Below are 24,740 nucleotides of genomic sequence, written 5' to 3' on the forward strand. Positions count from 1 at the left end.
GGAAGGCAATCGCGCCCGGTGGCGCGGCCGGGCTTCAAACCCGGTTGGGGACGGCATCCGTTCCCGGGCAGGTTCGACTCCGGCTGCCTTCCGCCAATTACGCACTATTCAAAAAGCCTCTGTGGGAGCGGGCTTGCTCGCGGATGCGGTGTGTCATTCAACATCTGTGTTGAATCATCGGCCGCCTTCGCGAGCAAGCCCGCTCCCACAATGGGTGTCGGTTTACAGGCGGCCATACTCGCGAGCCGTGCGATCGACGGCGATGCGAGTCTTGTCGACCAGTTCATCCAGTTCTGCGCGGGTGGCAATCAGCGCCGGGGCCATGATCATTCGTCCCAGCGTCGAACGAATGATCAAGCCTTCTTCAAAGCCAATGGTGCGGCAGCGCCAGGCGATGTCGTTCTCGTTGGCGAAACGCTTGCGGGTGGCTTTGTCTTCGGCGAACTGCAACGCGGCAACCAAACCAACGCCCTGAATTTCACCCACCAGCGGATGGTTGCCGAACACCTCGCGCAGGCAGTTCTGCAGATAAGGCCCGGTATCGTTTTTCACTTGGGTGACCACGCCTTCATCGCGCAACGCCTTGAGGTTGGCAATCGCCACCGCTGCGGCCACCGGGTGCCCGGAGTAGGTCAGGCCATGGGCGAACACGCCGCCTTTTTCCACCAGCACTTCAGCCATGCGCCGCGACAGGATCAGGCCGCCCATGGGGATGTAGCCGGAGGTCAGGCCCTTGGCGATCGACAGGGTGTCGGGCTCGAAACCGAAGGCCTGATGCGCAAACCATTCGCCGGTACGGCCGAAACCGCCGATGACTTCGTCGGCGCACAGCAGCACGTCGTACTTTCGGCAGATGCGCTGGATTTCCGGCCAGTAAGTGGCAGGCGGGATGATCATGCCGCCGGCGCCCTGAAACGGTTCAGCGACGAACGCGGCAACCTTGTCGGCGCCCAGTTCGAGAATCTTGTCTTCCAGTTGTCTCGCTGCGCGCAGGCCGAACTCTTCGGGGCTGAGGTCACCTTCGTGGGCAAACCAGTACGGTTCATCAATGTGCGCCACGTCGGGGATGGTGCCGCCCATTTCGTGCATGAACTTCATGCCGCCCAGCGCCGTCGCGGCCAGGGTCGAACCGTGGTAGCCGTTCCAGCGGCCAATCATGATTTTCTTATCGGGTTGGCCCATCACCTGCCAGAACTTGCGCACGGTGCGGATCAGCACTTCGTTGGCTTCGGAGCCGGAGTTGGTGTAGATCGCGTGGCTGTAGTGCTTGGGCAACAGGCTGAACAGCAGTTCCGACAACTCGATCACCTGCGGGTGAGTGGTGTGAAAGAACATGTTGTAGTAGGGCAGTTGTTCCAGCTGTGCCGTCGCGGCGGCGGCCAGGTCCTTGCGCCCGTAACCGAGGTTGGTGCACCACAGGCCAGACATGCCGTCGAGATAACGATTGCCGTCGTTGTCCCACAACGCCAGGCGATCACCGCTGACCATTACCCGCGGGCCTTCCTCGTTGAGTGCTTTCTGGTCGACGAACGCATGAATGTGGTGGGCGGCGTCGGCGGCCTGATAATCGCGGGTACTGCGGGTCGGATCGAATTCGGCGGACATGGCTGATCTCCAGAGAATGGGGCGGGTGAGTGCGTTCATTCCAGCGCTGCACGGCTAATATTTGTCACTTTAAAATATTTTTGTAAAGAAAATATTTGTCGGTGAAAAAAGATATCCGTAGGCTGAGCGCCATTGGCAAGGATCATCAGAGGCAACATGAGCGGACTCAGAGAGCGGCAGAAGGAACAGCGCCGGCAAGTGATTGCCGAAGCGGCACTTGAGCTGTTCAAGACCAACGGCTTTACAGCCACCACACTGGACCAGATTGCGGTGCAGGCCGGGGTGTCCGCGCCGACGGTGGTGAATTACTTCGGCGGCAAGCAGGAGATTCTGCTGGCGTTACTCAAGCAGCCCGACGAGCAGGCCATGCGTGATGCGCGGGCCAATCTGGATGACGACAGCGATCCATTGGAGGCGCTGTGCGAGTTCGAAGGGCTGATGACCGATTACCAGCTGCAGGCAATGCCGGCCTCCCTGTGGCGCGAACTGGCGCCGTTCCTGCTGACCGGTGAACTGGCCCAGGCCTTGAGCCCGTGGAATGTGGCAGTGATTGAAGAGACCAAGGCGCTGCTCGGGCATTTTCAGGCGCAGGGCAAGGTGCGTGCATCGGTCGATCTGGAGGTGGCCGCGACGCTGTTCAACCAGTACGCGAACATGGCGTTCATTCGTCTGGCGACCCAGGAAGTGCCGGATCGACCAGCGCATGCCTTGCACATGCGCGGGGTGCTGACGCTGTTGTGTCACGGCATGCTGGAGAGGTGAACCTGGCGTGCAGAGCTTGCGCGCAGCAGCCGGACGGTAGAGGTACCTGTCAACTCTGACAGTTATGTCGGCGGCCAAAGCGACTTACGCTCCTGCTCTCCCTTGTGTCCGGGAGATAACCCAAAGGGGAGCCGCGCAATGAAACCTGAAAAACTGCACAACACCCGTGGCAATGTCCAGGCAACGATTGAGGACAGAGACGGCAAACTGGCATTCATCGCTAGAACAGAACTGGAAATAAGGGAGACTGCAGAACAGTTCAGGATCAGCGCCACCATGAGGCACGACGTCCAGACTTTCAGGGTGATTGAACTCTGGTTTCCCAATACCCTTTCAAATGACGGCACGGAAAACCGGTTTTCGCTGAAACCCTCGCCCGACAGCAAAACACAAGGGCGCTATTCATACTTTCCAGAAGGCGTTTCCCTGGGCTCATACGAGGGTGTGCTTACAGTGCACTACGACTGGAAAACCGCGCGCATGTGGGGTTCGTTCGATTACAGGGTTCACTCCGGCCCGGACGAGATTATTTCCGTGAGCGCAGGCATCTTCGATCTCACCGGCATTACCGTTGCACACCTGGCAGGTAAAGGGACATTCGAGGGGACGGTCGACAAGGAAAACTTCAAAGCCGTTGAAGTCGGTATTCAACACAAGGAAGTTGACGGTAAACCTTATCTCGAGGTCGTTGGCCGCACTCATCCGCCCATTGGCGCAGAACATATCACCCTGATCATCGATGCTGATTTGCAGGGCCTGACGCACCCACTGGGAAGGTCAGACAGCAAGGTTCAAGCGCTTTACTTTCACTCTCCATTCGGATTCTTTTACGCAAGAAGCGGCGAAGTGACCTTTGCCTCCTTGCCCACGCAAACCCACGCAAAAGGCACGCTAACCGGCGCCTTCCAACAAAACGAAGAACCGCCCCGCAAGGTCAACTGCACGTTCGATATCACCGAAACCCCAACCCGATAATCCCCGCCCCAGAACACCGGCCGCCCCGCAGGCAGCCGGTTTGCGGCTTCCGTGGCGTTACCAGCGGCGGGGCAATTCGACGTTGCGCTCGGCTGCTGCCAAGGCGTGGACCAGGCCGGCCTTGTCGAATGCAATGCAATAGGCCGGTTTGGCCCGCTCGAATCGCCAGCTCTCATCCAGGTTTCCTGCGTCGACCGCATCAAAACCGATTTCATCCAGAAGCTGACTGACGAGTGCCTTGGCCTGCGCATCATCAGCTGCAATTGGCAACGCCCGGCGCTCGTTCGAATGTGCCGGCCGTGCGTCCTTGAGCAGATCACCGGCAAGGATGGCATTGAACACCTTGACCACCGTTGCCCCGGTCAGGTGCTGCGCGAGCAACCGGCTGGTGGTGCTTTGATGATTATCAAGGGCCGCGATATGGCCGTCTCGATCGGGGTAATAGTTGTTGGCGTCCAGCACGGTTTTGCCCACAAACCATGCGCTTGGCAGGCTGGGGTAGTGCTCGAACGGAATCGCCACCAGCACCACATCAGCAAACTGCACCGCTTGTTCGGCGCTGCCGATCTGGCAGCCGGCGATACCGCTGAGCACGCTGCTCATGGTTTGCGGCCCGCGCGAGTTACTCAGCATTGCTTCATGCCCGGCGGCAATCAGCAATTGCGCCACGGCGCGCCCTATGAATCCGGCTCCAACAATTCCAATACGCATCACGTGCTCCTTGATCGGGTTTGAAGGGCCTATGATGATTGCTAACCAGATGCTGATAAATTGCGGTTTGTTACTTGCTTTCGATAACAGGAGTTTCGAATGGATCGTCTTGGCAGCATGGCGGCTTTTGTAATGGCTGCCGAAGCAGGCTCTTACGCCAGTGCCGCTCAACGCTTGGGCATGTCGGCGCAGATGGTCGCCAAGCATGTCGCGGCGCTTGAACACAGGCTGGGTGCGCGGCTGCTTAATCGCACCACGCGCCGGCAGAGTCTGACCGAACTGGGCAGTGCGTATTACGAGCGTTGCAAGCACATTGTGGCTGAAGCCGAGGCCGCCGATTCACTGGCGCAAATCATGAGCGACACACCGCGTGGAAAACTCAAGGTCAGTGCGCCCGTGACCTTTGGTTCCTATAGCCTGATGCCCTTCGTGACCGGGTTTCTGCGGGAGTTTCCCGAAGTGGAAATCGACCTGCATCTGACCGACCGCGCCGTGGATCTGGTGGAAGAGGGCTTTGAGGTGGCTTTCCGGATCGGTCCCCTGGCCACCTCCAGCCTGACGGCCAGACCCTTGGCCCCCTATCGACTGGTGGTCTGCGCGTCGCCCGCGTATCTGGCGGCGCGCGGGACACCGCGTGTGCCGGAGGATTTGCAGGCACACGAGTGCCTCGGTTACGCCTATTGGTCGCGGCCGGCTGATCGTGAGTGGCAGTTTTTCAAGGGGTCGCAGGCGTATAGCGTGCCGGTGACCAGCCGTTTGCACGTCAACGAGAGCAAAGCCTTGCTGTCGGCGGCGGTGGATGGTTTCGGCATCGTGCTGGGGCCGGCGGATTTTCTTCAGCCGGCCTTGCGTGCGGGAGCGTTGGTTCAGTTACTTGAGGGTTTCGAGGCGCCCAGCCGAGCGATGCATCTGCTGTACACGGCGAACCGGCAGAAAACGGCCAAGGTTCGCCGGTTTATCGATGCGGCCGTGAAGCACTTTGCGCAGTGAAGCAGGACATGGGGTTAGCGACGAATCGCCGCGTATGACTTGCCCAGATCACTGGCCCAACCGTCCAGCACGCCTTTGACGTCATCGGCGGTCAGCACCTGCTTGTCGTTTTCCAGTGCCAGGCCAGTGCCCTTGCGTACGACTTCGGCGACCACTTCGCCGGTGGAGCCGTCTTCGAACGAGACTTCGGTGGCGATTTCACTGTCCTGGTCACGAATGCCGGTGGCGGTGCTCACGCCGGCGGCGACCAGGGTCACCGGTAGCCATTCATAGAAACGCAGGCTCTGCGTGCTGGCGGACACGCGGGTGATTGCGGGTCTGACGGTCAGGGTATTCGGGCCGGGTCTGGACACCAGGTGCATGACCTTGCCCAGTTCGAGTCTGAGGGCCGCGTCGTAGTACTCGGTGACGCCCGACAGCGTGCTCAGCGGAATCCGCTGCGTCGGCTCGACGCTGGGGTAGAACTGACTCGGCGCCAGATAGACCTGGGTGTAACGGCCGCGGGCCAGCGCAGGGCTGACCCAACCCAGAACCGGCAGGCCTGATGGCGACTTGTGTTCGCTGAGCACGCTGTAATCATGCAGGAAACCGCTGTATTTCTCCGGTTCGACGGTTTTGCTGCTGCAACCCGACAGGCTCAGAGACGCTGTACACAACAGTGTCATCAAGCAATGGCTTCTCATCATGCGAATCCTTGTTTTGCGCTTTGCACCCGCGTCGTTCAAGCGCGGGCGGTGGTTGGGGAGGAGAGCGGCGGGGTGTTGTCCGAGCACTCGATGCGCAGTTGACCGTGGGTCATGATCCAGTGGATGAGATCGGCGGTCGGGATCGAATGCACGTACTCCACCCATTGCGCCTGGGAAGGCCCGTATTGTTCGAAATAGCGGCGCAAGACGATGCGGCTTTGATCATCTGACAGGCCCAGGCAGAACTCCTGGAACAGCAGCGGCGTATCGTGCTCAGGCGCCGTGGTGCGTTGGCTGAGAATCAACGGATAACGGGCGTCGTGTCCCTCGGCGGTATACCTGCTGTGCAAAGCCTTCATGAAATGCCCCCTGTTTTGGAAGGCGTGCAGGGTGGCAGAGGGTTTTTGCCGCACAATGTCCGCTTGATGTCCGGGACGACGGAATGTTGCACGATTGAAATAAATGACCCGGGCGCCGGAATAGTTTTAGATGCGTTCTTTTTTTGGCCTTGGGATCCTGTGAACGTGAGCAGACTGCTGATCGTCGACGATGACGTGGAAATTCTCGCCTTGCTGAAGAAGTTCTTCGTCCAGCACGCCTACGAAGTCGATGTGGCCGTCGACGGCGCGGCGATGTGGGCGGCGATTGCGCAACAGCGCCCGGACACGATCATTCTCGACCTGATGATGCCCGGCGAGGGTGGCTTGAGCCTGTGCCAGAAAGTGCGGGCGCAGATGGGCATTCCGATCATCATGCTGACCGCCATGGGCGAGTTGAGTGATCGCATCGTCGGCCTCGAACTGGGTGCGGATGACTACGTGACCAAACCGTTTGCCCCGCGTGAACTGCTGGCCCGCTTGCGCGCCGTGCAACGCCGCGCCGGTGAGCAGGTCGGCCCTGCGAGCGAGCCGTCACGGCCGGTAGTCGCTTTCGCCGGTTGGCACCTGGACATCACCTGCCGCGAACTGCGCTCGCCGCAAAACGTGATGATTCCGCTGTCCGGTGGCGAGTTTGACCTGCTGGTGGTGTTTCTCGAGCACCCGCAGCGCATCCTTACCCGCGAACAACTGATCGACCTGTCTCGCGGCCAGGGCCATGACGCCTTTGATCGCAGCATCGACGTGCAGGTCAGCCGCCTGCGGCGCAAGATCGAACCGGACAGCAAACGCCCTGACCTGATCCGCACTGTGCGCAACGGCGGTTATATGTTCACGGCCAAGGTCACTCGTTCATGATTCGCCGCTTCTTGCGCCGTGATCCGCTGAGTCGGCGTATCGCCCTGACCATCGTCGCGGCCATGCTTGCTTCGCTGGCGCTCAACTTCCTGTTCGTGGAGGTGGCGGGAACCTGGGCGCGGCCGCCCATTGAACGCACCGGATTGCTGGAGCAGATTGCCGCTACCGTCAAGGTGATCGAGGCCGCACCGGCACCTTTACGCCGGCAACTGGCGCAAGCGGCAAACGGCCTGACACAGGAGGTGATGTGGAGTGCGCAACGCGACGACCTCGGATTGCCCTCGGGTGGTACGCCACTCACGGCAGGCAAGACATCGGTGTTGCATCAGTTGTTGGGCGATGATCGACAGATTCGGGTGTTCAACCCCGCTGACTGGCCGAGCGGCAGCCCGCTGGGGCGCTATGCGGCGCTGATTCAACTGCCCGATGCCAGCTGGTTGCTGTTCTCTTCGCGCGAGCGCTCCTGGGGACTGGACATCGGCACACGCATCGCGATCATCATCGCCCTCGGCCTGATCGCCACGGTGCTGGTGGCCTGGCTTGCCACACGGCAACTGGCCCAGCCGCTGCAGCGTTTCGCCAGCGCTGCCCGACGTTTTGGCGGCGATCTGCGTGCGCCGCCGATCAAGATCGAAGGCCCGGACGAGATCCGTCAGGCGATCATCGCCTTCAACACCATGCAGGCGCAGATTCAGCATTACATCAGCGAGCGCACGCACATGCTCGCGTCGATCTCCCACGATTTGCGCGCTCCGCTGACCCGGATGCGCCTGCGCAGCGAGTTCATGGAAGATTTTGATCATCAGGACAAACTGATCCGCGACATTGAAGAGATGCAATCGATGATCAACGCCGCACTGGCGTTCTTCCGTGAAGACACCCAACCGGAGCAAACCACCGCGTTCGACCTGTCGGAGTTGCTGCAGACGATCATCGACGACTACCGCGACCAGAATATCGCCATCGGTTTCAGCGGCCCGGCACATCTGGTGTATGAGGGACGCCCGCTGGGGATCAAACGGGTGATCGTCAACCTGCTGGAGAACGCCGAGAAGTATGCGCAGCAGCCATGCATTGCGCTGAGCAGTGACGGTTACAGCATCTGTATCGACGTCAGTGACGACGGGCCGGGAATTCCCGAAGCATCGCTGCAACGGGTATTCGATCCGTTTTTCCGCCTGGAAACCTCGCGTAACCGTGAAACCGGTGGCGTCGGGCTGGGCTTGTCGTCGGCGCGGGCCATTGTCCGGGAGCAGGGCGGGGAGCTGACGTTGAGTAATCGCAACGGGGGTGGCTTGTTGGCGCGGGTCGAGCTGCCTTTGTAATACTTTGAAACATTCAGCCATGGCGAGCGGTCAACAGGACACATTCACTGCAAGAAGCGTCCATGAAAACCCCACGGCCCTCCGCACGCCTTGAACCGCTGTCACAACTTCGCAATCTGAAAATGGCCCGCTCCGCGCACGCTTACGTGCGCGGCAGTACGGTGCAGTTTTACGAGTGGCTGCACAGCCAGCCGGGACGCCGCCTGCCGCAAGGGCCGGCAGTGTGGATCTGTGGCGATTGTCACGCCGGGAACCTGGGGCCGACGGGCGACTTGAAAGGGCGCATCGATATCCACATCCGCGACCTCGACCAAACCGTTATCGGCAATCCTGCGCATGATCTGGTCCGTCTGGCCTTGTCCCTGGCCACCGCCGCCCGTGGCTCGGATCTGCCCGGCGTGGCGACTGCGCGGATGCTCGAAGAAATGATGCGCGGCTACGAGCAGGCGTTTGAAGAAGACGTCGATAAAGAACCGCCACGCCCCGCGCAAGTGAAAGCCGGGATGCGCAGCGCGGTGCAGCGCACCTGGAAGCATTTGGCCCAGGAGCGCATCGAAAACACTAAACCGACTATTCCGCTGGGCAAGCATTTCTGGTCGTTGTCGCGCGAGGAGCGCAGCGCGTTGAAGACGTTGTGCGCCACGCCAGATCTGCACACGTTGGTGACGTCACTGAAGGGCCGCTCGAAGGATGATCGAGTGAAAATGCTCGACTCGGCCTATTGGGTCAAAGGCTGCAGTTCGCTGGGGCTCAAGCGTTATGCGGTTTTACTCGGGGTGGGCGATGGCGATGACGAAGAGTATTGCTTGCTCGACATCAAGGAAGCGGTCGCCGCTGCGGCCCCGCGGGTGGCCCGGGCGGCAATGCCCAGAGACAACGGCAAGCGGGTCGTCGAGGGTGCGCGGTTTCTCTCGCCGGGCCTTGGCAATCGGATGATTGCGGCCCGGGTGCTCGACCATGGCTTCTTCATTCGTGAACTGCTGCCTCAAGACATGAAACTGGAGCTGGATCAGTTGAGCCAGACCGATGCGATGTTGGCCGCCGGGTATCTGGCCCGCGTCGTGGGACTGGCGCATGCCCGGCAGATGGACCTGAGCACACGGGCCTCGTGGATGCGCGAACTGCAAGCGTGTCGCTCAAAGACCCTGGATGCACCGTCGTGGTTGTGGTCGAGTGTCGTGCAGTTGGTGGGCAGGCATGAGAAAGGCTATCTGGAGCACTGCCGGCGTTATGCGCTGGAGCACTGATCCCGCTGGAGGACTCAGTTGTCTGTTGCCGATATGAAATTTGTTCTGTAGATTTTCATGAAAATACAAGAACAGAATTTCACGAGGCCGCCAATGTTTCAGCAATCCCAGCGCCATGTCGACAGCTACTACGCTCACAGTTGCGCCGATATCCTCACCCAACGACCGGTGCTCGAAGGCGCGCAGGACAGCGATGTGGTGATCATCGGCGCGGGATTCAGTGGTTTGCACACGGGGTTGCGCCTGGCACTGGCGGGCAAGCGCGTCACCGTGCTGGAGGCCAGTCGCGTGGCGTGGGCCGCATCCGGGCGCAACGGCGGGCAGGCGATTCTGGGCTGGTCGTGCGACATGCCACCGCTGGAAGCAGCGCTGGGGCATGAGCGGGCAAAGCGCCTGTGGGGCGGCATGCGCTGGGCCGCGCAGGAGTTGCGCGCACTGCCCGGGCGTCACGGCTTCGATTGCGACTATCGCCCGGGGCATTTGTGGACGTCGGTGATGCCGCGTCGGGTCAGCCTGCTGACTGAATGGCAACACGAAGCCAGTCACAAGTGGGGCCACGACGGCCTGCAATTCATTCCCCGTGAAGATCTGCCGCAATGGGTCGCCAGCGAGCGCTATCAGGCCGGGCTCTACGATGCTGAAGGCGCACACCTCAATCCGCTGAAACTGGCCCTCGGGCTGGCCACCGCCCTTGAGCGTGCCGGCGGGTGCATCTACGAGCAAAGCAAAGCATTGAGCTATCAGCCTGAGGGCGATGGTTTCCAGGTCAACACCGCACGTGGTTCGGTGAAGGCCGACGTGCTGGTGCTGGCCTGCAACGCCTATCTCGATGAACTCGACCCGCAACTCGCCAGCTGCATTCTGCCGGTCGGCACCTATCAGGTGGCCACCGCGCCGCTGAAACCGGAGCAAGCCACGGCGCTGCTGCCGAGCAACGTCTGCGTGACCGACAACCAGTTTGTCCTCGATTACTTCCGCCGCACGCCCGACAACCGCTTGTTGTTCGGGGGCGGCTGCACCTATCTGGGCGGCATGCCCAAGGACATCGCGGCGGCGACCCGGCCGTTTCTCGAGCGCGTATTCCCGCAGCTCAAAGGCGTCGGGCTGCAATTTGCCTGGGGCGGGCACATCGACCTGACGATCAAGCGCACCCCGGACATTGGTCGCGACGGCCAGCGCTATTGGCTGCAGGGTTACTCGGGCCACGGTGTGCTGCCGACACTGGCCGCCGCCCGCGCAGTGTCGGACGCCATTCTCGGTAAAGACGATGAGTTGGCGTTGTATCAGGGCCTGAGCAATGGCAGCTTTCCCGGCGGTAAATACCTCGCCGCACCGCTGGAAGCCATCGGCAAGGCCTGGTATCGACTGCGCGACAGCATTTGATGAAAAATTTTCTGGAACCCCGGCCATGAACAAGCAAGAAGAAATCGCTGCGCTGGCGATCCTGATCCACGACCTGCGCAAGCACAAGAAATACACCCTGAAAGAACTGGCCGACAAAATCGGCCGTTCGGTGGGCTTTCTCTCGCAGGTCGAACGCGGTCTGTCGCGGCCGACGGTGGCCGACCTGACCGCGATCAGCGAAACCCTGGGCGTGCCGACCACCTATTTCTACAGCCTGCCCAAACCCAAACAGGTGCCGTGGGTCACCCGCCCCGACGAGCGCCGCACGCTGTATTACGCCAACGGCATTACCGACATTCTGGTGTCGCCGCAGATGCGCGCTTCGTTTTCCATGCTCGAAAGTCATCTGGAACCGGGCGCTAGCAGCGGCGACCGGCACCTGAGCGACAGTTCGGAGCAGGGCGGCTATGTCCTCGAAGGCGAACTGACCTTGTGGCTGGGCGATGACGAGGACCCGGTCGCGCTACGTGCCGGCGACAGCTTTCAATTCGACAGCCACACCCGTTGCCGCTACGGCAACCTCACCCAGCAGCTCACGCGCGTGCTCTGGGTCTACACCTGACAACAACAAAAGGAACACCGACGATGGACGCTGTCTGCTCTGACCTGCTCGCTGAAGTGCGTGCGTTTCGCCAACGCTACCCCGAGGTGCGTTATGTCGACCTGATTTCCCTGGACATTCCCGGGCATTTCTACGGCAAGCGTTATCCGGTGGACATGCTCGAAAAAGTCGCTGCAGGCAGCGCGCTCAAACTGCCGCAAAACTGCGTGTTGCTGGGCGTGCAGGGCGGCCTGTTCAAGATCGGCGATTACTGCTTCAACGACGGCGACCCGGACGCCGCGCGCCGCCTCGTCCCGGGCACACTCAAACCGGTGACCTGGGAAGCACAGCCGCTGGGGCAGATGCTGATCACCTCCGATGGCACCGCCAAGCCGATCGAGTTCGAACCCCGTGAAGTGCTCGCACAGGTGCTCGATCGCCTCGCGCGCAAAGGCATTCATCCGGTGGTGGCGTTCGAGCTGGAGTTCTACCTGTTCGACAAGAAGCTGCGCGACGGCCTGCCGCAATTCCCTCGCGACGAGCTGAGCCACGATGCCGATGATCAGCCGAACATGCACATCGAGCGCCTGTCGCGTTTCGCCCCGGTGCTGGATGAGATGGTCGAAGCCGCGCGGACCCAAGGCATCGACGCCACGGTCATTACCGCGGAGCTGGGGCCGGGGCAGTTCGAGATCAATTTTGGGCATCTGGACGACGGTCTGCGTGCCGCCGACTGGGCGGCGCTGTTCTGTCGCAGCACCCGTGGTGTTGCGCTCAAGCACGGCTACCGCGCCAGTTTCATGGCCAAGCCGTACGTCGAGCATCCGGGCAGCGGCATGCACGTGCACGTCAGCCTGTATGACGCGGCAGGCAATAACCTGCTGGCCGCCAATCACCAACAGCCGCTGCGCCATGCGGTGGCCGGGTGCCTGGACTTGCTGCCGCACAGCATGCCGATTTTCGCGCCGAACCAGAATGCCATGCGTCGCTTGAGCGGCACGGTGAACACCGCGACCAAGGCAAGTTGGGGTTACGAGGACCGTGACGCGTGCCTGCGCATTCCCGAGTCGGACTCAAAAAACCTGCGCATCGAATACCGTCTGGCCGGCGCCGACGCCAACCCGTATCTGGTGCTGGCGGCGATTCTGGTGGGCCTGGAACACGGGCTGGAAACCGGCAAGGAACCGATCCCGCCACTCAACGACGACCGCAACAGCGGCATCGCTTTCCCCAGCGAAATCCTCGATGCCGTGCGCGCCCTGCAGAATCAACCGCAATTGCGCGCGGGACTGGGCGCCGAGTTCATCGACGTGTATTGCGAGAACAAGCGCCAGGATCACCTGGCGTTCATGCAGGAGATCAGTGCGCGGGAGTATCGCTGGTATCTCTAGTGTTATATGACGCGGCCTTTCTTCGGCGGCGAATGATCGGCCGGCTCGGCTCTGGCACTGTTCAGCAACTGCGCGAACGCCGCCTTGTCGATCGGCCGACTCATGAAATACCCCTGAACCTCGTTGCATTGGTCCTTGCCGAGAATGTCCAGTTGTTCTTCGGTTTCCACGCCTTCAGCAGTGACGGTCAGGCCCATGGCCTTGCCGAGACCGATGATTGCCTGCACCACGGCGCGATCGTTGGCGCCGTGGCTGATCGAGGCGATGAAGCGCTTGTCGATCTTGATCCCGTCGAACGGATAGGCGCGCAGGTAACCGAGGGATGAGTAGCCGGTGCCAAAGTCGTCCATGTTCAGGCGCACGCCCAGTTGCTTGAGCGCATTCATGGTGGCCAGCGCGCCGTCGGTGTCGACCAGCATCACGTTCTCGGTGATTTCCAGTTCCAGGCGACTGGCCGGAAAACGCGTCTGCACCAGTGCTTCGCGCACGTCTTCGACGACATCGCTGAGGGCGAACTGCGCCGGCGACAGGTTGACCGACAGCAGGATGTCCGACGGCCAGGTGAGGGCGGTTTCACAGGCTTCGCGTAACACCCAGCGGCCCAGTGGCACGATCAGGTCGGTCTGCTCCGCCAGCCCGATGAACAGGTCCGGCCCGAGCAGCCCCTTGGTCGGATGCTGCCAGCGCACCAGGGCTTCGACCGAGACGATGTGCTTGCCGTCGACCGTGTAGCGCGGCTGGTAGTGCAGGACGAATTCGTCGTTCTTCAGCGCGCCGCGCAAGTCGCTTTCCATCTGCCGGCGCGTCTGGATCTGGTCGCTCATGTGTGCTTCGAAATAGCACCAGGTGTTCTTGCCTTCGGACTTGGCCTGATACAGCGCGATGTCGGCGCAGCGAATCAGCTCACTGGGCACAAAGCCCTGACGCCGGCTCAGGGCAATGCCGATGCTCGCGCCCACGTGCAGCGGATGATGTTCGAAGATCAGCGGTTGGTGCAGGCTTTCGACCAGCCGCGTGCAGAACCGGTCGACCTCCAGACGGCTGTCCATGCCATTGAGGACCACGACGAATTCGTCGCCACCCAGACGCGCGACAATATCGTGCTCGCGGGTGCATTCACGCAGGCGATTGGCAACCTCCTGCAACACCGCATCACCGGCCGGGTGGCCCAGTGAATCGTTGATCGGTTTGAAATTGTCCAGGTCGATCATCAGCAGCGACAGCGGTGGCGCGTGTTCCTTGAGCAGCAGTGCGTCATCCAGATAGCGCGCCAACTGGTTGCGATTGGGCAGGCCGGTGAGGGCATCGTGCATCGACAGGTGCTGGATTTGCGCATGGGCGGCGACTTCGTCGGTGATGTCACTGGCAGTACCGCGATAGCCGCTCACGGCGTGCTTGTCGATGATCGGCCGCGCCGACAATCGGCAGTGACGCTGCTGCCCGGCGTGATCGCGGTAGGTGCAACGCAGGTCGCTGGCATTGCTGTCTTCGCTGAGCTTTTTCAGCCACAGCTCCAGCGGTGTGGTGTCGCACGAGACCAATTGTCCGATGCCTTGCCCCAGCCACTGGGCTTGCGGGTAACCGGTCACCTCGCTGAAGCGCGCCGAAAGATAGGTCAGGCACAAATGGTTATCGACTTCCCAGATCCAGTCCGACGCCGCTTCGGCCACCGCGCGAAAACGTTCTTCACTGGCTTCCAGCGCATGATTGGCCGCTTCCAGTGCCTGATTCGAGGCCTGCAGCGTGCTGAAACTCTGGTCGACATAGGTTGAGGAACGCAACGCGTGGCGCAAGAAGTACGCGGTCAACAGCATCAGCACCACCAGCACGCCGCCGAGCGTCGGCAGCAACGACCACAACAGTTGCTGGCCGGGGCGTTCGAGGTCCGCGCTCAGGCTGTAACCGATGTTGCCCAGCGGCACCCGAGGCTGTTCGTCAGCGAGTGTGTCAGCCTGTGTGAGGGCCAGGTTCTGCAGGCCGTAGGCGGTGCTGATCGCCTGGAGTTTGGCGGGTGTCAGTTTGTCGACAAATACCAGCACCGAGGTCTGCTTCGGATCGCCCAGCGGGCGCTCGTCGTTGGGCAGGATCGCTGCGGCCGTGACCAGTGCCGGCCAGCCGTCGAATAGCGAGTAGGTGTTGATCGGCACAGTCAGGTCGGCCTGACTTTGCACCTGATCAATCAGCGATGCGGCAGACACCTGGAGCAGACCGCTGATGTCCACGTCCTCGAGTTGTCCTTGCACGACGGCGTATCTGGTTCGGTCCCGATCCAGCACAAACACACCGTCATAGCCGTCGCTGGTGAACAGGGTCTTGCCGATGTTCTGCTGTGTGTAGGCCCAGTCGATGTCGACTTTGCTGTGCAAGTGTTCGTAGGCCGTGGTCCAGTCGGCGTAGCTGGTGATGTAGCTTTTGGACGCGGCGATGCGGTTTTCCAGCGCACGGGCCGTGTAGAAGCGGGTTTGCTCGACATCCTCACGGTCCAGGCGAGCGGCAATCCCGATCAAGGTGCCGACGGCGGCCATCACCCCGACGATAAACAGCGCGCCGACTGCAAACGCCAGGCGGCGGGTGATTGCACTTTGCCGAGGCGGAACAGGCGCAGCGGGCGTGAAGATATCCATAGGCTCGTCCTTGATTCGCTATCTGAATCATCTGGAACAGCGGCCAGCGCGAAATGTTCAAGGTTTTTGTGATGATTGCGCCGAGGCGAGTTCTCCAAGCGTAGTGAATGCCTGGGGATTTTGCCTTGAAGCAACGCTATTGCGCCCTGAGCAACTGCCCCAACGCCTCCAGCTCAGCTTTCTCCACATCCGACACCAACACGAAACGCATGTGAGCGGCCTGCCACGACACCACGTTGAACCCGCGAATGCTTTGGCTTTGCACGGCTTTGTCGGCCTCGGTCGTGGGCAGGATGAATACGTTGATGATGTGCTTGGCATGCCCGTAGCTCAGGGCGGCGGTGGTCTGGTGTTGCAGATAATCCAGACGCCCGCCGAGCAAGGGAAAGCCTTGCGCCGTGTAGTCGAACACCGGGGGCGAAAAGTCGAGCTTGCCCGTAAACCACGGTTTGACCGTGTGGCGGTCGGAGGACACCACGTCATTCAAGTGTTCGCCCATCAACGAGCGCACATGGCTGGAGACGGCCTCGTCGATCAAGGGTTGCTCGCTGCCCGGGGTGGCGACATACAACACCATCGCCAGGGCCAGCGCTGTGGCGGAAAACGTCGGGGCCAACCAGTTTCGCCAACGCTGCATCAAGCCGGGCGCGGGTTTGTCGGCGGCGAATACGCTGGCCGCCAGTGAGGCCGGGGCCGGGTAATGCGTTGCATGGCGCTTCACACTGATCTTGAGCAATTTCGCCTCATCATGCAGCCGCGTGCATTCGGCGCAACTGCTCAAGTGTGCTGCCACCCGCGCAGTCGTGGCCGGATCCAGTTCCTGATCCAGATAGCCGTGCAACTGTGTCTGGCAAACCGTGCAGTCGAGTTCATTCATGATCGTGCAACTTCAGTAGTTCGAGCTTGAGCAGGGCACGCGCCCGGGCCAGTCTGGACATGACGGTGCCGATGGGAATATCGACCACCAGGGCGATGTCCTTGTAGGGCAGGTCTTCAAGTTCCTTGAGCACAATCACCTCGCGAAACGCCGGTGGCAGGGCGCACAGCGCTTGCTGCAGCAACGCGGCATTTTCCGTGTGAATGGCCAGCAGTTCCGGGGTCTGGCTGTGGCTCAGGGGACCTTCGCCAGCCGCCATCTCGTCATCGATGGCGACCCAGCGATGCCCGGCCGAGGCCTTGAGCCAGCTGTAGCTTTCGTTGCGCACAATAGTCAGAAACCACGCCTTGGCGTTGCCATCGGCAAAGCGCTGCAAAAACCGGAAGGCGCGCAGGGCACTTTCCTGCACGACATCGCGCGCGGCGCTGTCGTTGCCGGTAAGCCAGCGCGCAAGGTTGTAGGCCGCGTCCAGATGCGGCGCAATCAGTTCCTCAAATCGCTTCATGGTGGGTTCCGCACCGTCACACCCCTATAACCGTGCTGCAGCGGGTTTTATTCGCGCAAAAAGATTTATTTTTTGACGTGGAATAAAGCATCGCGCCGCAAGGTTTAACTCGTGTCAGCTACCTCACTGTAGTTCGCCCGCGAGGACACACCGATGGACATTCAAGCAAAACACCCACTGCGCACCGACGGCCCACTCGATCCGGACCGGCGAACCCTGCTCAAATGCTCGGCGTGGGCCGGGGCCGGGGTGCTCTGGGCCCTGAGCGGCGGCATTCCCAAAGCCTTTGCGCTGGATGAATCGGGCAACGTCAGCGATCCCAAGGCGTTGGCCAGCACCTTTCACTTCGTGCAGATCAGCGACTCGCACATCGGCTTCAACAAGGAGGCCAACCCGGAGCCGGTCAAGACCTTGCAGGTGGCGATCGACAAGGTCATCGCGCTGCCCAAGCGGCCTTCGTTGATCCTGCACACTGGCGACATCACCCACCTGTCCAAAGCCGAGGAGTTCGACACTGCCGCGCAGTTGCTCAAAGGTCTGCCGTCCACCGTGCATTACATACCGGGCGAGCACGACACCCTCGACGAGGGCGGCGGCAAGCTTTATCTGGAACGCTACGGCAAGGGCACCAAAGGCAACGGCTGGTACAGCTTCGATGACCACGGCGTGCACTTCATCGCGCTGATCAATGTCTTCAATTTCCAGGCCGGCCATGAAGCCACCCTCGGCGCTGATCAACTGGCCTGGCTGGCCGATGATTTGCGCGCGGTGAGCACCAGTACCCCCGTCGTGGTGTTCACCCACATCCCGCTTTGGACGATTTATCAGCCGTGGGGCTGGGGCACAGAGGATGGCGATCAGGCGATCGCAATGCTGCGCAAGTACGGCTCGGTAACGGTGCTCAACGGCCACATTCACCAGGTCATCCAGAAAGTCGAAGGCAACATCACCTTCCACACCGCCCGCGGCACGGCGTATCCGCAACCCGCACCGGGTGCGGCGCCGTCACCGGGGCCGATGACCGTGGCGGCAGATCAACTGCGCAATTACCTGGGGATCACCGAGGTGCGCGCGACCCAGGGCGATCACCCGCTGGCGTTGATTGATTCGACACTGGTTTAACGGAGGGCGGACCGATGAAAAGACGACTGTTGGCGCTGATGGGCCTGATGCTGGCAATGCCGGTGTGGGCGGCGGAAGTAAAGATCGACATCAAGGAATTCATGTTCGGCCCCAAAGACCTGACCGTGGCCGTCGGCACCAAGGTGACGTGGGTCAATGACGATCAGATTCCGCACACGGTGGCTGAAACCCACAAGGTGTTTCGCTCGGGGGCACTGGACACCAATGACAGTTTTTCCTGGGTGTTCGATACGCCGGGGGAGTTTGAATATTTTTGTGTGTTGCATCCGCAGATGATCGGGAAGGTGGTGGTGACGCAGTGAGGTTGGCATCTTGTTGAAAAGTTGCCCCTGATATATGAGGTGTGGCAGTATGCCATTTAATTCGACTTCAAGTTTTTACAGAATAAGTCTGTGAAAAGTTGATGCTAAAGATTAAGACAAGGAGTTGGGTTTTGAGGGAAGTGGTCAGGGGCGATTTCGAAATTCCTTCTGCATTGCAAGTAGAGAATCTGGCATCCGAAATGTCGGAGTTGAAAAAACACTACGATCTACCGGAATACTCTCGCTTAACTCGAAGGCCTAAGCTTAATGCTGAGATCTGGAGGTCGAAAAATATAAGAAGTGCTTTGTTTCGAGTGTTTAAAGGGAAGTGTGCTTATTGCGAGTCGTCGATTGTAATGGAAGGGGTTGATGTTCATCATCACCGTCCCTTGATGAACGCGAAAGGTGATGCGGGTAACATGCTTAAGGCCAGTGCCGATCATTATGCCTGGTATGCTTACGAATGGAACAATCTGATCCTTTTGTGCATGCAATGCTCAAGATTCAAAGCTAACCTGTTTCCTACCGTGAAAGATCGAATACCACCGTTCACTCCATGGGAGGACGCTGATCAAGAGGAACCTCAACTGCTTGATCCATGTCGTGACAATGTCTTTGAACATCTGTCTTTCAAACTGGGTGGCCGGTGCCTTGGCAAGAGCCGAAGGGGTAAACACACGATCAATATTCTGAAGTTGAACAGGAGTGATCTGGTTTCCCATCGTGAAGAGTCTTTTTATGAGACTTTAACGTTGTTAGGGACCTTGAGGGGGCTAGACTACGTAGAATGTTTGAGAGTAGTCAAGAAGCACCTGAGCGAAGGAAAAGTCTATATCGGAGCCACAAAAACATGGATTTCTGAAGGACTGATAGAAGTTTCAGGTAGTAAAAGCCCATTGAAGCGCGGACAGTTCGAAACTGAGTTGGCCGGTTTTGTTTCAATCTCGGATGAAAAACGCTGGAAAGATTTTTGCGTTGCGCTTACAGGGAAAGATTTTATTCCAGTAAAAAGCATGCGGAGTGTCGAGGTGGAGCTGGAAGATTATGAGTCCAACAACAAGCTCTCCAGAATCAGCTCACTTTCAATAAGCAACTTCAAAGGCATTGGCAAACTTGAAATGAGTTTTGCATCCGACAGTTCGTCCAGAAAGGGTGTCGCGCCTGCGGCGGTACTTCTGGGTGAGAATTCGACAGGTAAAAGCTCAATACTGCAAGCGATCGCCATTGGGCTGATGAGTCCAAAGTTAAGAGGGCAGTTGAATGTCGATTTCAATTTTTTTCGCAAGCGTAATGGGCCGTTATCGTCCGAAGCGAAATTCTCCGAATTCAATTCAGCTGAGAATGAAACATTCATTGAAGTAACGTTTGATAGTGGTCGCACGAGCAGGGTGAACATACGTCTCGATGGATCGGTTGTAAGTGATGACTCTTTGAATGGACTCGTACTTGCCTATGGTGCACATCGTAATTTTGGCGATGAGTCAAACTCCACCGGTTATTTTAGACGTGCGTCGAGTGTCGAGTCACTGTTTGACAGGAGTAAGTCGATTCCCCATTCGATGAACTGGCTGGAAACCGTAGACGAAGAAAAATTTGTACCCATCGCGAGAGCCATGCGGGAGATTCTGGATCTGAAAGGAAACCAAGAGATCGTTCGTTTGGAATCCAAAGAGATATTCATCAGTTCACCCTCTGGCGATGTTTCCTTGATGGAGTTGAGCGATGGTTATCGAGCGTTGTTTGCAGTGGCGTTAGATATCATGAGAAACATGATACGTGAGTGGGGGAATCTGGAGGACTCGCGCGGGACTGTACTCATCGATGAAATCGAAACCCACCTCCATCCACGATGGAAGATGCAAGTGGTTGGTGCATTGCGTCAAGCCATGCCACAGGTCCAGTTTATATTTACCACCCATGACCCCCTTTGCTTGCGCGGAATGCTCAAGGATGAAGTGCATGTTCTTGTAAAAAATGAATCGGGAGTGGTGAATGAAATGACTGGCTTGCCGGATGTCACCGGCATGAGGGCAGAACAGTTATTGACGTCGGAATTTTTCGGTTTGGCTAGCACCTCTGACCCTGCAGTTACCCGTGAGCTGGATAGAAAGATACTGTCCGGCTCTGGTGATACAAAACATCTTGAGCGATTTTCTGAACAGCTGGCCAGCTTCTCGCTTATTGGTGACACTCCCGAGCAACAGGTAGTCAACGAAGCGTTACGCCTGCATATTATCGAAGAGTTGCATTCGAAAAAACTTGATCGCGCCAACGTTCGAAAGGAGGCTGTTGAACTAATATTGCAAAAGCTCCGGGCACACAGTGCGAAGGGGGTCAAATGATATTCGTTGATCGCAACGGTGTTAAGCCTCCCGCTTCATTGACAGTCGCTGGCAAGGCGGGTGATAACGAACGAAAACACGCAAAAATATATTATGCACTGCCTATTCAAGATCGCCCCAAACGTAAAAAAAAGGCTAAAGGTAAAGTTGATGAGCCAGAGGAGGAAAAAACCATAGCTTTTACTTTTTCAGCCTACAAAGGTGAAGATGTAAAGGAGGCTCTTGAAGTTCTTTTCAATAAGAAGTGTGCGTATTGCGAGTCTAGCTACAAGTCAGTCATTTCCGTCCAGATTGAGCATTTTCGGCCTAAAAAACGAGTGGCAGAGGATCCAACTCATGAGGGATATTGGTGGCTGGCATCTAGCTGGAGCAATCTTCTACCTAGCTGTGTGCATTGCAACGGCACAGAGTACCATCTGACAGAAATGCTGGAAAACGAGCCGCCTTATTCTCAAGAGTTCAAGAATGGAGCGTACAGACTCGGTAAATATGATTATTTTCCGATCGGCGGAGCCAGGGCATGCTCTGAACAGGATGATTTGAAGCTGGAGAAGGCTTTCCTCATAGATCCGACGGAAAGGAACCCAGAGAATCATCTGCAATGGATTGTGCAAAACAGTTTAAGCCTGGTCGCACCTAAAAAGATCGGAGAAGATTGGGATATATACGGGTTCACGACCTATAGGGTTTTCGGCCTTAATCGCAGGAATCTGGTGGAAGAACGTACCGCGCTCATGCGCCAGGTTGAGAATGAGCTAGGCAGAGTTCGGGATCTATTATATATAGCCGCGAAGTTGGAGGCGGATGCCACTAGGGACTCGCTGATAGACGTGGCATTTCGTGCTCTCGCAGATATGAGAGAAAAAGCATCGCCATCACAACCCTATTCGATGATGGTGAAGACGTTGCTGGAGGACGAGGAGGCCAGGTTAATGGAGGAGTTTTCGACGATTTTTGAATAGGCAGGCCAGTAAGCCATCATCCCGCCCAGTGTAAATGCATTACGTGGGCGGGCCAGGCATCTCAGCCTCTCAAACCACGCCATCTATGAGTATATGCGGCATCCCGCGGCTGCACTGCTCGATCCTCGCCTGAACCTTGTACACGTCGCGCAGCATCCCTTGCGTAATGACTTCACCGCTGGGGCCACTGCCTTGTGTGGTGCCGCCAGCGATGACCAGCACCTGATCGGCAAAGCGCAGTGCCTGGTTCAGGTCATGGATGGCGATGAACACGATGACCTCGCGGCGCCGGGCCAGCGTGCGCATGAAGTCCAGGACCTGTACCTGGCGGTGCATGTCCAGAGCGCTGGTCGGTTCGTCCATCAGCAGAACCTCCGGCTCGCGCACCAGCGTCTGCGCAATGGACACCAGTTGTTGTTGCCCGCCGCTGAGTTCGCCGAGGTTGCGAAAGGACAGGTCGCTGATGCCCAGTGCCGCGAGAATCTCGTCGACCAGTTTCAACTCGTCATCGTTCACCGCCCACCCCGGGGTCAGTTGCTTGCGGGCCAGCAACACTGACTCATAGACCGTCAGGCGCGCACTGGCATTGAGCCCCTGCGGCATATAGCTGATGCCTGCCGGACCTTTTTTCGAGTCCTGCAGAATCACTTGCCCGGGGCCGTCGATCAGCCCGGCCATGCGTTTGAACAGCGTCGATTTTCCCGCAGCGTTCGGCCCCACCACGGCCACTACCTGACCGCCGAAAAACATCGCCGTCGACACCTCGCGAATGATTTCGCGCTGGCCGTAACGGGCGCCGATATTGTCCAGTTGCAGCTTCACCATGAGTTTTTCTTCCCGCCCAGAATCAGAGATATGAAGAACGGCACGCCGATCAACGAAGTGACCACGCCAATGGGAAAAATCGCGCCGGGGATCAGGGTTTTGCTGACCACGGAGCTGGCCGACAGAATCAGCGCGCCAGTCAGCAGCGAGGCGGGCAGGAAGAACCGTTGGTCTTCACCGATCAGCATGCGCGCGATGTGTGGCCCGACCAGCCCGATGAAGCCGATGGTGCCGACGAAGGCCACGGGGAACGAGGCGAGCAGGCTGACCATGATCAGCGTCTGAAAACGCAGCCTGCGTACGTTGATGCCGAAACTGGCGGCCTTGTCGTCGCCAAGACGCAGGGCCGTCAAGGCCCACGCGCGTTTGGCGAAGATCGGCAGGGTGATCAGGATCACCACGCAGATCACCCCCAGTTTTGGCCAGGTGGCTTTGGTCAGGCTGCCCATGGTCCAGAACACCACGGCGGCTACCGCCTGTTCGGTGGCGAAAAACTGCACCAGTGCCAACAACGCATTGAAGGTGAACACCAGCGCAATGCCGAGCAACACGATGGTTTCGGCAGTGACGCCACGACGCATGCTCAGGAAGTGGATCAATAACGCCGAAAGCATGGCCATGATGAACGCATTGAGCGGCACCATGAATTGCGCCGCAAGCGGAAACAGCGCGACACCGAACGCCAGGCCCAGTGCCGCGCCGAAACCGGCGGCAGCGGAAATGCCCAAAGTGAACGGGCTGGCCAGCGGGTTATTGAGGATGGTCTGCATCTGCGCACCCGCCAGTGACAACGCCGCACCTACGGCCACCGCCATCAGCGCGACGGGCAGACGAATGTCCCACATCACCACACGCACCTGCGGCGAGGCGCTGTCCGGTGAAATCAGGGCACCGAGGACTTCGCCAAGGCTGTAACTCGCCGGCCCCAATGCCAGGTCGAGCAGCACACTGCACAGCAACAAGAACACCAGTGCTGCGAGGATCAGCCGTTTGCGCAGCACCAGCCGACGATAGGCTTCGCGCTGTACGACCACCGCGTCAGTCAATGAGCTCATGGCTTGACCTCAGGCGCACGCAGGCTGACAAAGTAGCCAGACTCATAAGGCACCGGCAGGAAGCGCTCATGCAGTTCGCGAAATGACGCGTCGGGATCGAGATCGGCAAACAGTTCGGGGTGAAACCATTTCGCCAATTGCTGGATGGCGACGAACTGATACGGGCTGTTGTAGAACTGATGCCAGATGGCGTGAAAGGCTTGCGTGTCTTGCGCCTTGATACCGGCATACGCTGGCCGCTGGGTGTACCAGGCCAGTTTCTTGCGCGCCTCGGCCATGTCCGCACCCGGGCCGACGCCGACCCAATGACCTCCAGGAGCAAACGCTTCCCAGTTGGCGGTGGTGACCACCACGTGGGCCGGATTGGCGACGATCACTTGCTCGGGATTCAACTGGCCGAACGTGGTCGCAATGATGCGCCGGGCGATGTTGTTGCCGCCGGCCATATCGACGAACAGGCCGAAGTTCTCGTTGCCGAAACTCAGGCAGCAATCGTCGGTGTAACCGCCGATGCGCTCGATGAACACGCTGGGCCGGGCCGGGTGTTGTTTTTCGATGACGTCGGTAACGCGGTGGATCTGCTGGTTGCGAAAGTCGACGAACGCTTGCGCGCGTTGTTCTTTGCCAAACAGTTGGCCGAACAGGCGCATGGTCGGTTCGGTGTTCTGCATCGGGTTGTTGCGAAAGTCGACGTACACCACCGGAATCCCCAGTGCGTCGAGTTTTTCGATATAGCGCGCATCCTCGGTGGCGTGCTGCGCCTCGACATTGAGGATGATCACGTCCGGGCGCTGCGAGATCGCCTGCTCGATGTCGAAGGTGCCGTCTTCAAAGCCGCCGAAGGTAGGGATTTTGGCAATGTCGGGAAACTTGCGCAGGTAGGCGTTGTAGGTGTCCGGGTCCGACTGAATCAGGTCCTTGCGCCAGCCGACGATGCGTTCGACGGGATTTTGCGTGTCGAGGGCGGCGACCAGATACAACTGCCGTCCTTCGCCAAGAATGACGCGTCTGACCGGCAGGTGAACCTTGACCTTGCGCCCCAGCAGGTCGGTCACCTCGGTGCGTGCCGCATCTGCTTCGGCGGCGTGCGCCGTGCGCGGCACCAGAGAAAACAGAGCCAGCAGTCCTGCCATCAGCAGCGCCGCCAGCGCGTAGCTGCGTCGATCGAAAATCACCATGCTCAAAGCCTTTGCAAAGTCAGTTAGGCCAACGGTTCACACCGCCACCGGACTG

The 24,740-nt window shown here is 59.1% G+C and carries 23 protein-coding genes and 1 tRNA gene; 14 read left to right on the top strand and 10 right to left on the bottom strand.

Annotated elements, in window-relative coordinates; translation table 11 throughout:
• Nucleotides 1-96: transfer RNA gene (locus tag U862_RS0106615), tRNA-Sec, on the top strand.
• A 126-nt stretch (nt 97-222) separates the two neighbouring features.
• Here U862_RS0106615 and U862_RS0106620 read toward each other — a convergent pair.
• Nucleotides 223-1,605, bottom strand: coding sequence for an aspartate aminotransferase family protein (locus U862_RS0106620; RefSeq protein WP_025109652.1), 1,383 nt, complete (start codon nt 1,603-1,605; stop codon nt 223-225).
• Between the two features lie 156 nt (nt 1,606-1,761).
• On the opposite strand from U862_RS0106620, the gene U862_RS0106625 reads away from it, so the two are divergent.
• On the top strand, nt 1,762-2,367 hold the full coding sequence (locus U862_RS0106625; RefSeq protein WP_025109653.1) for a TetR/AcrR family transcriptional regulator: 606 nt from the start codon (nt 1,762-1,764) through the stop codon (nt 2,365-2,367).
• A 138-nt stretch (nt 2,368-2,505) separates the two neighbouring features.
• Nucleotides 2,506-3,342 (top strand): hypothetical protein, encoded by an 837-nt coding sequence (locus U862_RS0106630; RefSeq protein WP_025109654.1) that lies wholly within the window; start codon nt 2,506-2,508, stop codon nt 3,340-3,342.
• Between the two features lie 57 nt (nt 3,343-3,399).
• Here U862_RS0106630 and U862_RS0106635 read toward each other — a convergent pair whose 3' ends face one another.
• Entirely contained in the window at nt 3,400-4,053 is a 654-nt protein-coding gene (locus tag U862_RS0106635) for an NADPH-dependent F420 reductase (protein WP_025109655.1), read from the bottom strand.
• A 99-nt stretch (nt 4,054-4,152) separates the two neighbouring features.
• On the opposite strand from U862_RS0106635, the gene U862_RS0106640 reads away from it, so the two are divergent.
• On the top strand, nt 4,153-5,043 hold the full coding sequence (locus U862_RS0106640) for a LysR family transcriptional regulator (protein WP_025109656.1): 891 nt from the start codon (nt 4,153-4,155) through the stop codon (nt 5,041-5,043).
• Between the two features lie 14 nt (nt 5,044-5,057).
• Here U862_RS0106640 and U862_RS0106645 read toward each other — a convergent pair whose 3' ends face one another.
• A complete protein-coding gene (locus U862_RS0106645; RefSeq protein WP_025109657.1) occupies nt 5,058-5,726 on the bottom strand; it encodes a DUF3313 domain-containing protein in 669 nt (222 codons plus the stop codon).
• A 38-nt stretch (nt 5,727-5,764) separates the two neighbouring features.
• Nucleotides 5,765-6,088 carry a hypothetical protein gene (locus tag U862_RS0106650; RefSeq protein WP_025109658.1) on the bottom strand — a complete coding sequence of 108 codons (324 nt, stop codon included), beginning with the start codon at nt 6,086-6,088 and terminating at the stop codon, nt 5,765-5,767.
• Between the two features lie 165 nt (nt 6,089-6,253).
• Between U862_RS0106650 and U862_RS0106655 the strand changes: the two genes are divergently transcribed.
• The 6 genes from U862_RS0106655 (at nt 6,254) to U862_RS0106680 (ending at nt 12,872) form a co-directional block, all read left to right on the top strand.
• Nucleotides 6,254-6,964 (top strand): response regulator, encoded by a 711-nt coding sequence (locus tag U862_RS0106655; protein WP_025109659.1) that lies wholly within the window; start codon nt 6,254-6,256, stop codon nt 6,962-6,964.
• Nucleotides 6,961-8,289, top strand: a complete 1,329-nt coding sequence (locus U862_RS0106660; RefSeq protein WP_025109660.1) for an ATP-binding protein — start codon at nt 6,961-6,963, stop codon at nt 8,287-8,289. Before U862_RS0106655 ends, U862_RS0106660 begins: the two co-directional genes overlap by 4 nt.
• Before the next feature lie 62 nt (nt 8,290-8,351).
• Entirely contained in the window at nt 8,352-9,536 is a 1,185-nt protein-coding gene (locus U862_RS0106665) for a DUF2252 family protein (RefSeq protein ID WP_025109661.1), read from the top strand.
• 93 nt (nt 9,537-9,629) lie between these two features.
• Nucleotides 9,630-10,919: an FAD-binding oxidoreductase gene (locus U862_RS0106670; protein ID WP_025109662.1), complete on the top strand. Its 1,290-nt coding sequence runs from the start codon at nt 9,630-9,632 to the stop codon at nt 10,917-10,919.
• Between the two features lie 25 nt (nt 10,920-10,944).
• Nucleotides 10,945-11,502: a helix-turn-helix domain-containing protein gene (locus U862_RS0106675; protein ID WP_025109663.1), complete on the top strand. Its 558-nt coding sequence runs from the start codon at nt 10,945-10,947 to the stop codon at nt 11,500-11,502.
• A gap of 23 nt (nt 11,503-11,525) precedes the next feature.
• Nucleotides 11,526-12,872 carry a glutamine synthetase family protein gene (locus U862_RS0106680; RefSeq protein ID WP_025109664.1) on the top strand — a complete coding sequence of 449 codons (1,347 nt, stop codon included), beginning with the start codon at nt 11,526-11,528 and terminating at the stop codon, nt 12,870-12,872.
• 2 nt (nt 12,873-12,874) lie between these two features.
• Here the strand turns inward: U862_RS0106680 and U862_RS0106685 are convergent, their stop codons facing one another.
• The 3 genes from U862_RS0106685 to U862_RS0106695 form a co-directional block, all read right to left on the bottom strand.
• Nucleotides 12,875-15,496: an EAL domain-containing protein gene (locus tag U862_RS0106685; RefSeq protein ID WP_025109665.1), complete on the bottom strand. Its 2,622-nt coding sequence runs from the start codon at nt 15,494-15,496 to the stop codon at nt 12,875-12,877.
• 136 nt (nt 15,497-15,632) lie between these two features.
• Entirely contained in the window at nt 15,633-16,373 is a 741-nt protein-coding gene (locus tag U862_RS0106690) for an anti-sigma factor (protein WP_025109666.1), read from the bottom strand.
• The gene (locus U862_RS0106695) at nt 16,366-16,878 is read right to left on the bottom strand and encodes a sigma-70 family RNA polymerase sigma factor (RefSeq protein WP_025109667.1); all 513 of its coding nucleotides are present in this window, start codon (nt 16,876-16,878) and stop codon (nt 16,366-16,368) included. The genes U862_RS0106690 and U862_RS0106695 overlap by 8 nt, the downstream gene beginning before the upstream one ends.
• 153 nt (nt 16,879-17,031) lie before the next feature.
• On the opposite strand from U862_RS0106695, the gene U862_RS0106700 reads away from it, so the two are divergent.
• The 4 genes from U862_RS0106700 to U862_RS29125 all read left to right on the top strand — a co-directional run bounded on the left by U862_RS0106700 (nt 17,032) and on the right by U862_RS29125 (nt 21,627).
• Nucleotides 17,032-18,000: a metallophosphoesterase gene (locus U862_RS0106700; RefSeq protein WP_025109668.1), complete on the top strand. Its 969-nt coding sequence runs from the start codon at nt 17,032-17,034 to the stop codon at nt 17,998-18,000.
• A 14-nt stretch (nt 18,001-18,014) separates the two neighbouring features.
• The gene (locus U862_RS0106705; protein ID WP_025109669.1) at nt 18,015-18,323 is read left to right on the top strand and encodes a plastocyanin/azurin family copper-binding protein; all 309 of its coding nucleotides are present in this window, start codon (nt 18,015-18,017) and stop codon (nt 18,321-18,323) included.
• Between the two features lie 140 nt (nt 18,324-18,463).
• Nucleotides 18,464-20,665 (top strand): AAA family ATPase, encoded by a 2,202-nt coding sequence (locus U862_RS0106710; protein WP_256214639.1) that lies wholly within the window; start codon nt 18,464-18,466, stop codon nt 20,663-20,665.
• The gene (locus U862_RS29125; protein WP_025109671.1) at nt 20,662-21,627 is read left to right on the top strand and encodes an HNH endonuclease; all 966 of its coding nucleotides are present in this window, start codon (nt 20,662-20,664) and stop codon (nt 21,625-21,627) included. Before U862_RS0106710 ends, U862_RS29125 begins: the two co-directional genes overlap by 4 nt.
• Nucleotides 21,628-21,696: 69 nt before the next feature.
• On the opposite strand, the gene U862_RS0106720 is transcribed toward U862_RS29125, so the two are convergent.
• Genes U862_RS0106720 through U862_RS0106730 form a run of 3 tightly spaced genes read right to left on the bottom strand, consistent with a single transcriptional unit; the run spans nt 21,697 to nt 24,685 of the window.
• A complete protein-coding gene (locus tag U862_RS0106720; protein ID WP_025109672.1) occupies nt 21,697-22,452 on the bottom strand; it encodes an ABC transporter ATP-binding protein in 756 nt (251 codons plus the stop codon).
• Nucleotides 22,446-23,507, bottom strand: coding sequence for an iron ABC transporter permease (locus tag U862_RS0106725; RefSeq protein WP_025109673.1), 1,062 nt, complete (start codon nt 23,505-23,507; stop codon nt 22,446-22,448). The genes U862_RS0106720 and U862_RS0106725 overlap by 7 nt, the downstream gene beginning before the upstream one ends.
• Nucleotides 23,504-24,685, bottom strand: coding sequence for an ABC transporter substrate-binding protein (locus tag U862_RS0106730; RefSeq protein ID WP_025109674.1), 1,182 nt, complete (start codon nt 24,683-24,685; stop codon nt 23,504-23,506). The genes U862_RS0106725 and U862_RS0106730 overlap by 4 nt, the downstream gene beginning before the upstream one ends.
• Nucleotides 24,686-24,740: the final 55 nt, after the last annotated feature.

The sequence above is a fragment of the Pseudomonas sp. H1h genome (assembly GCF_000633255.1).
Lineage (GTDB): Bacteria > Pseudomonadota > Gammaproteobacteria > Pseudomonadales > Pseudomonadaceae > Aquipseudomonas.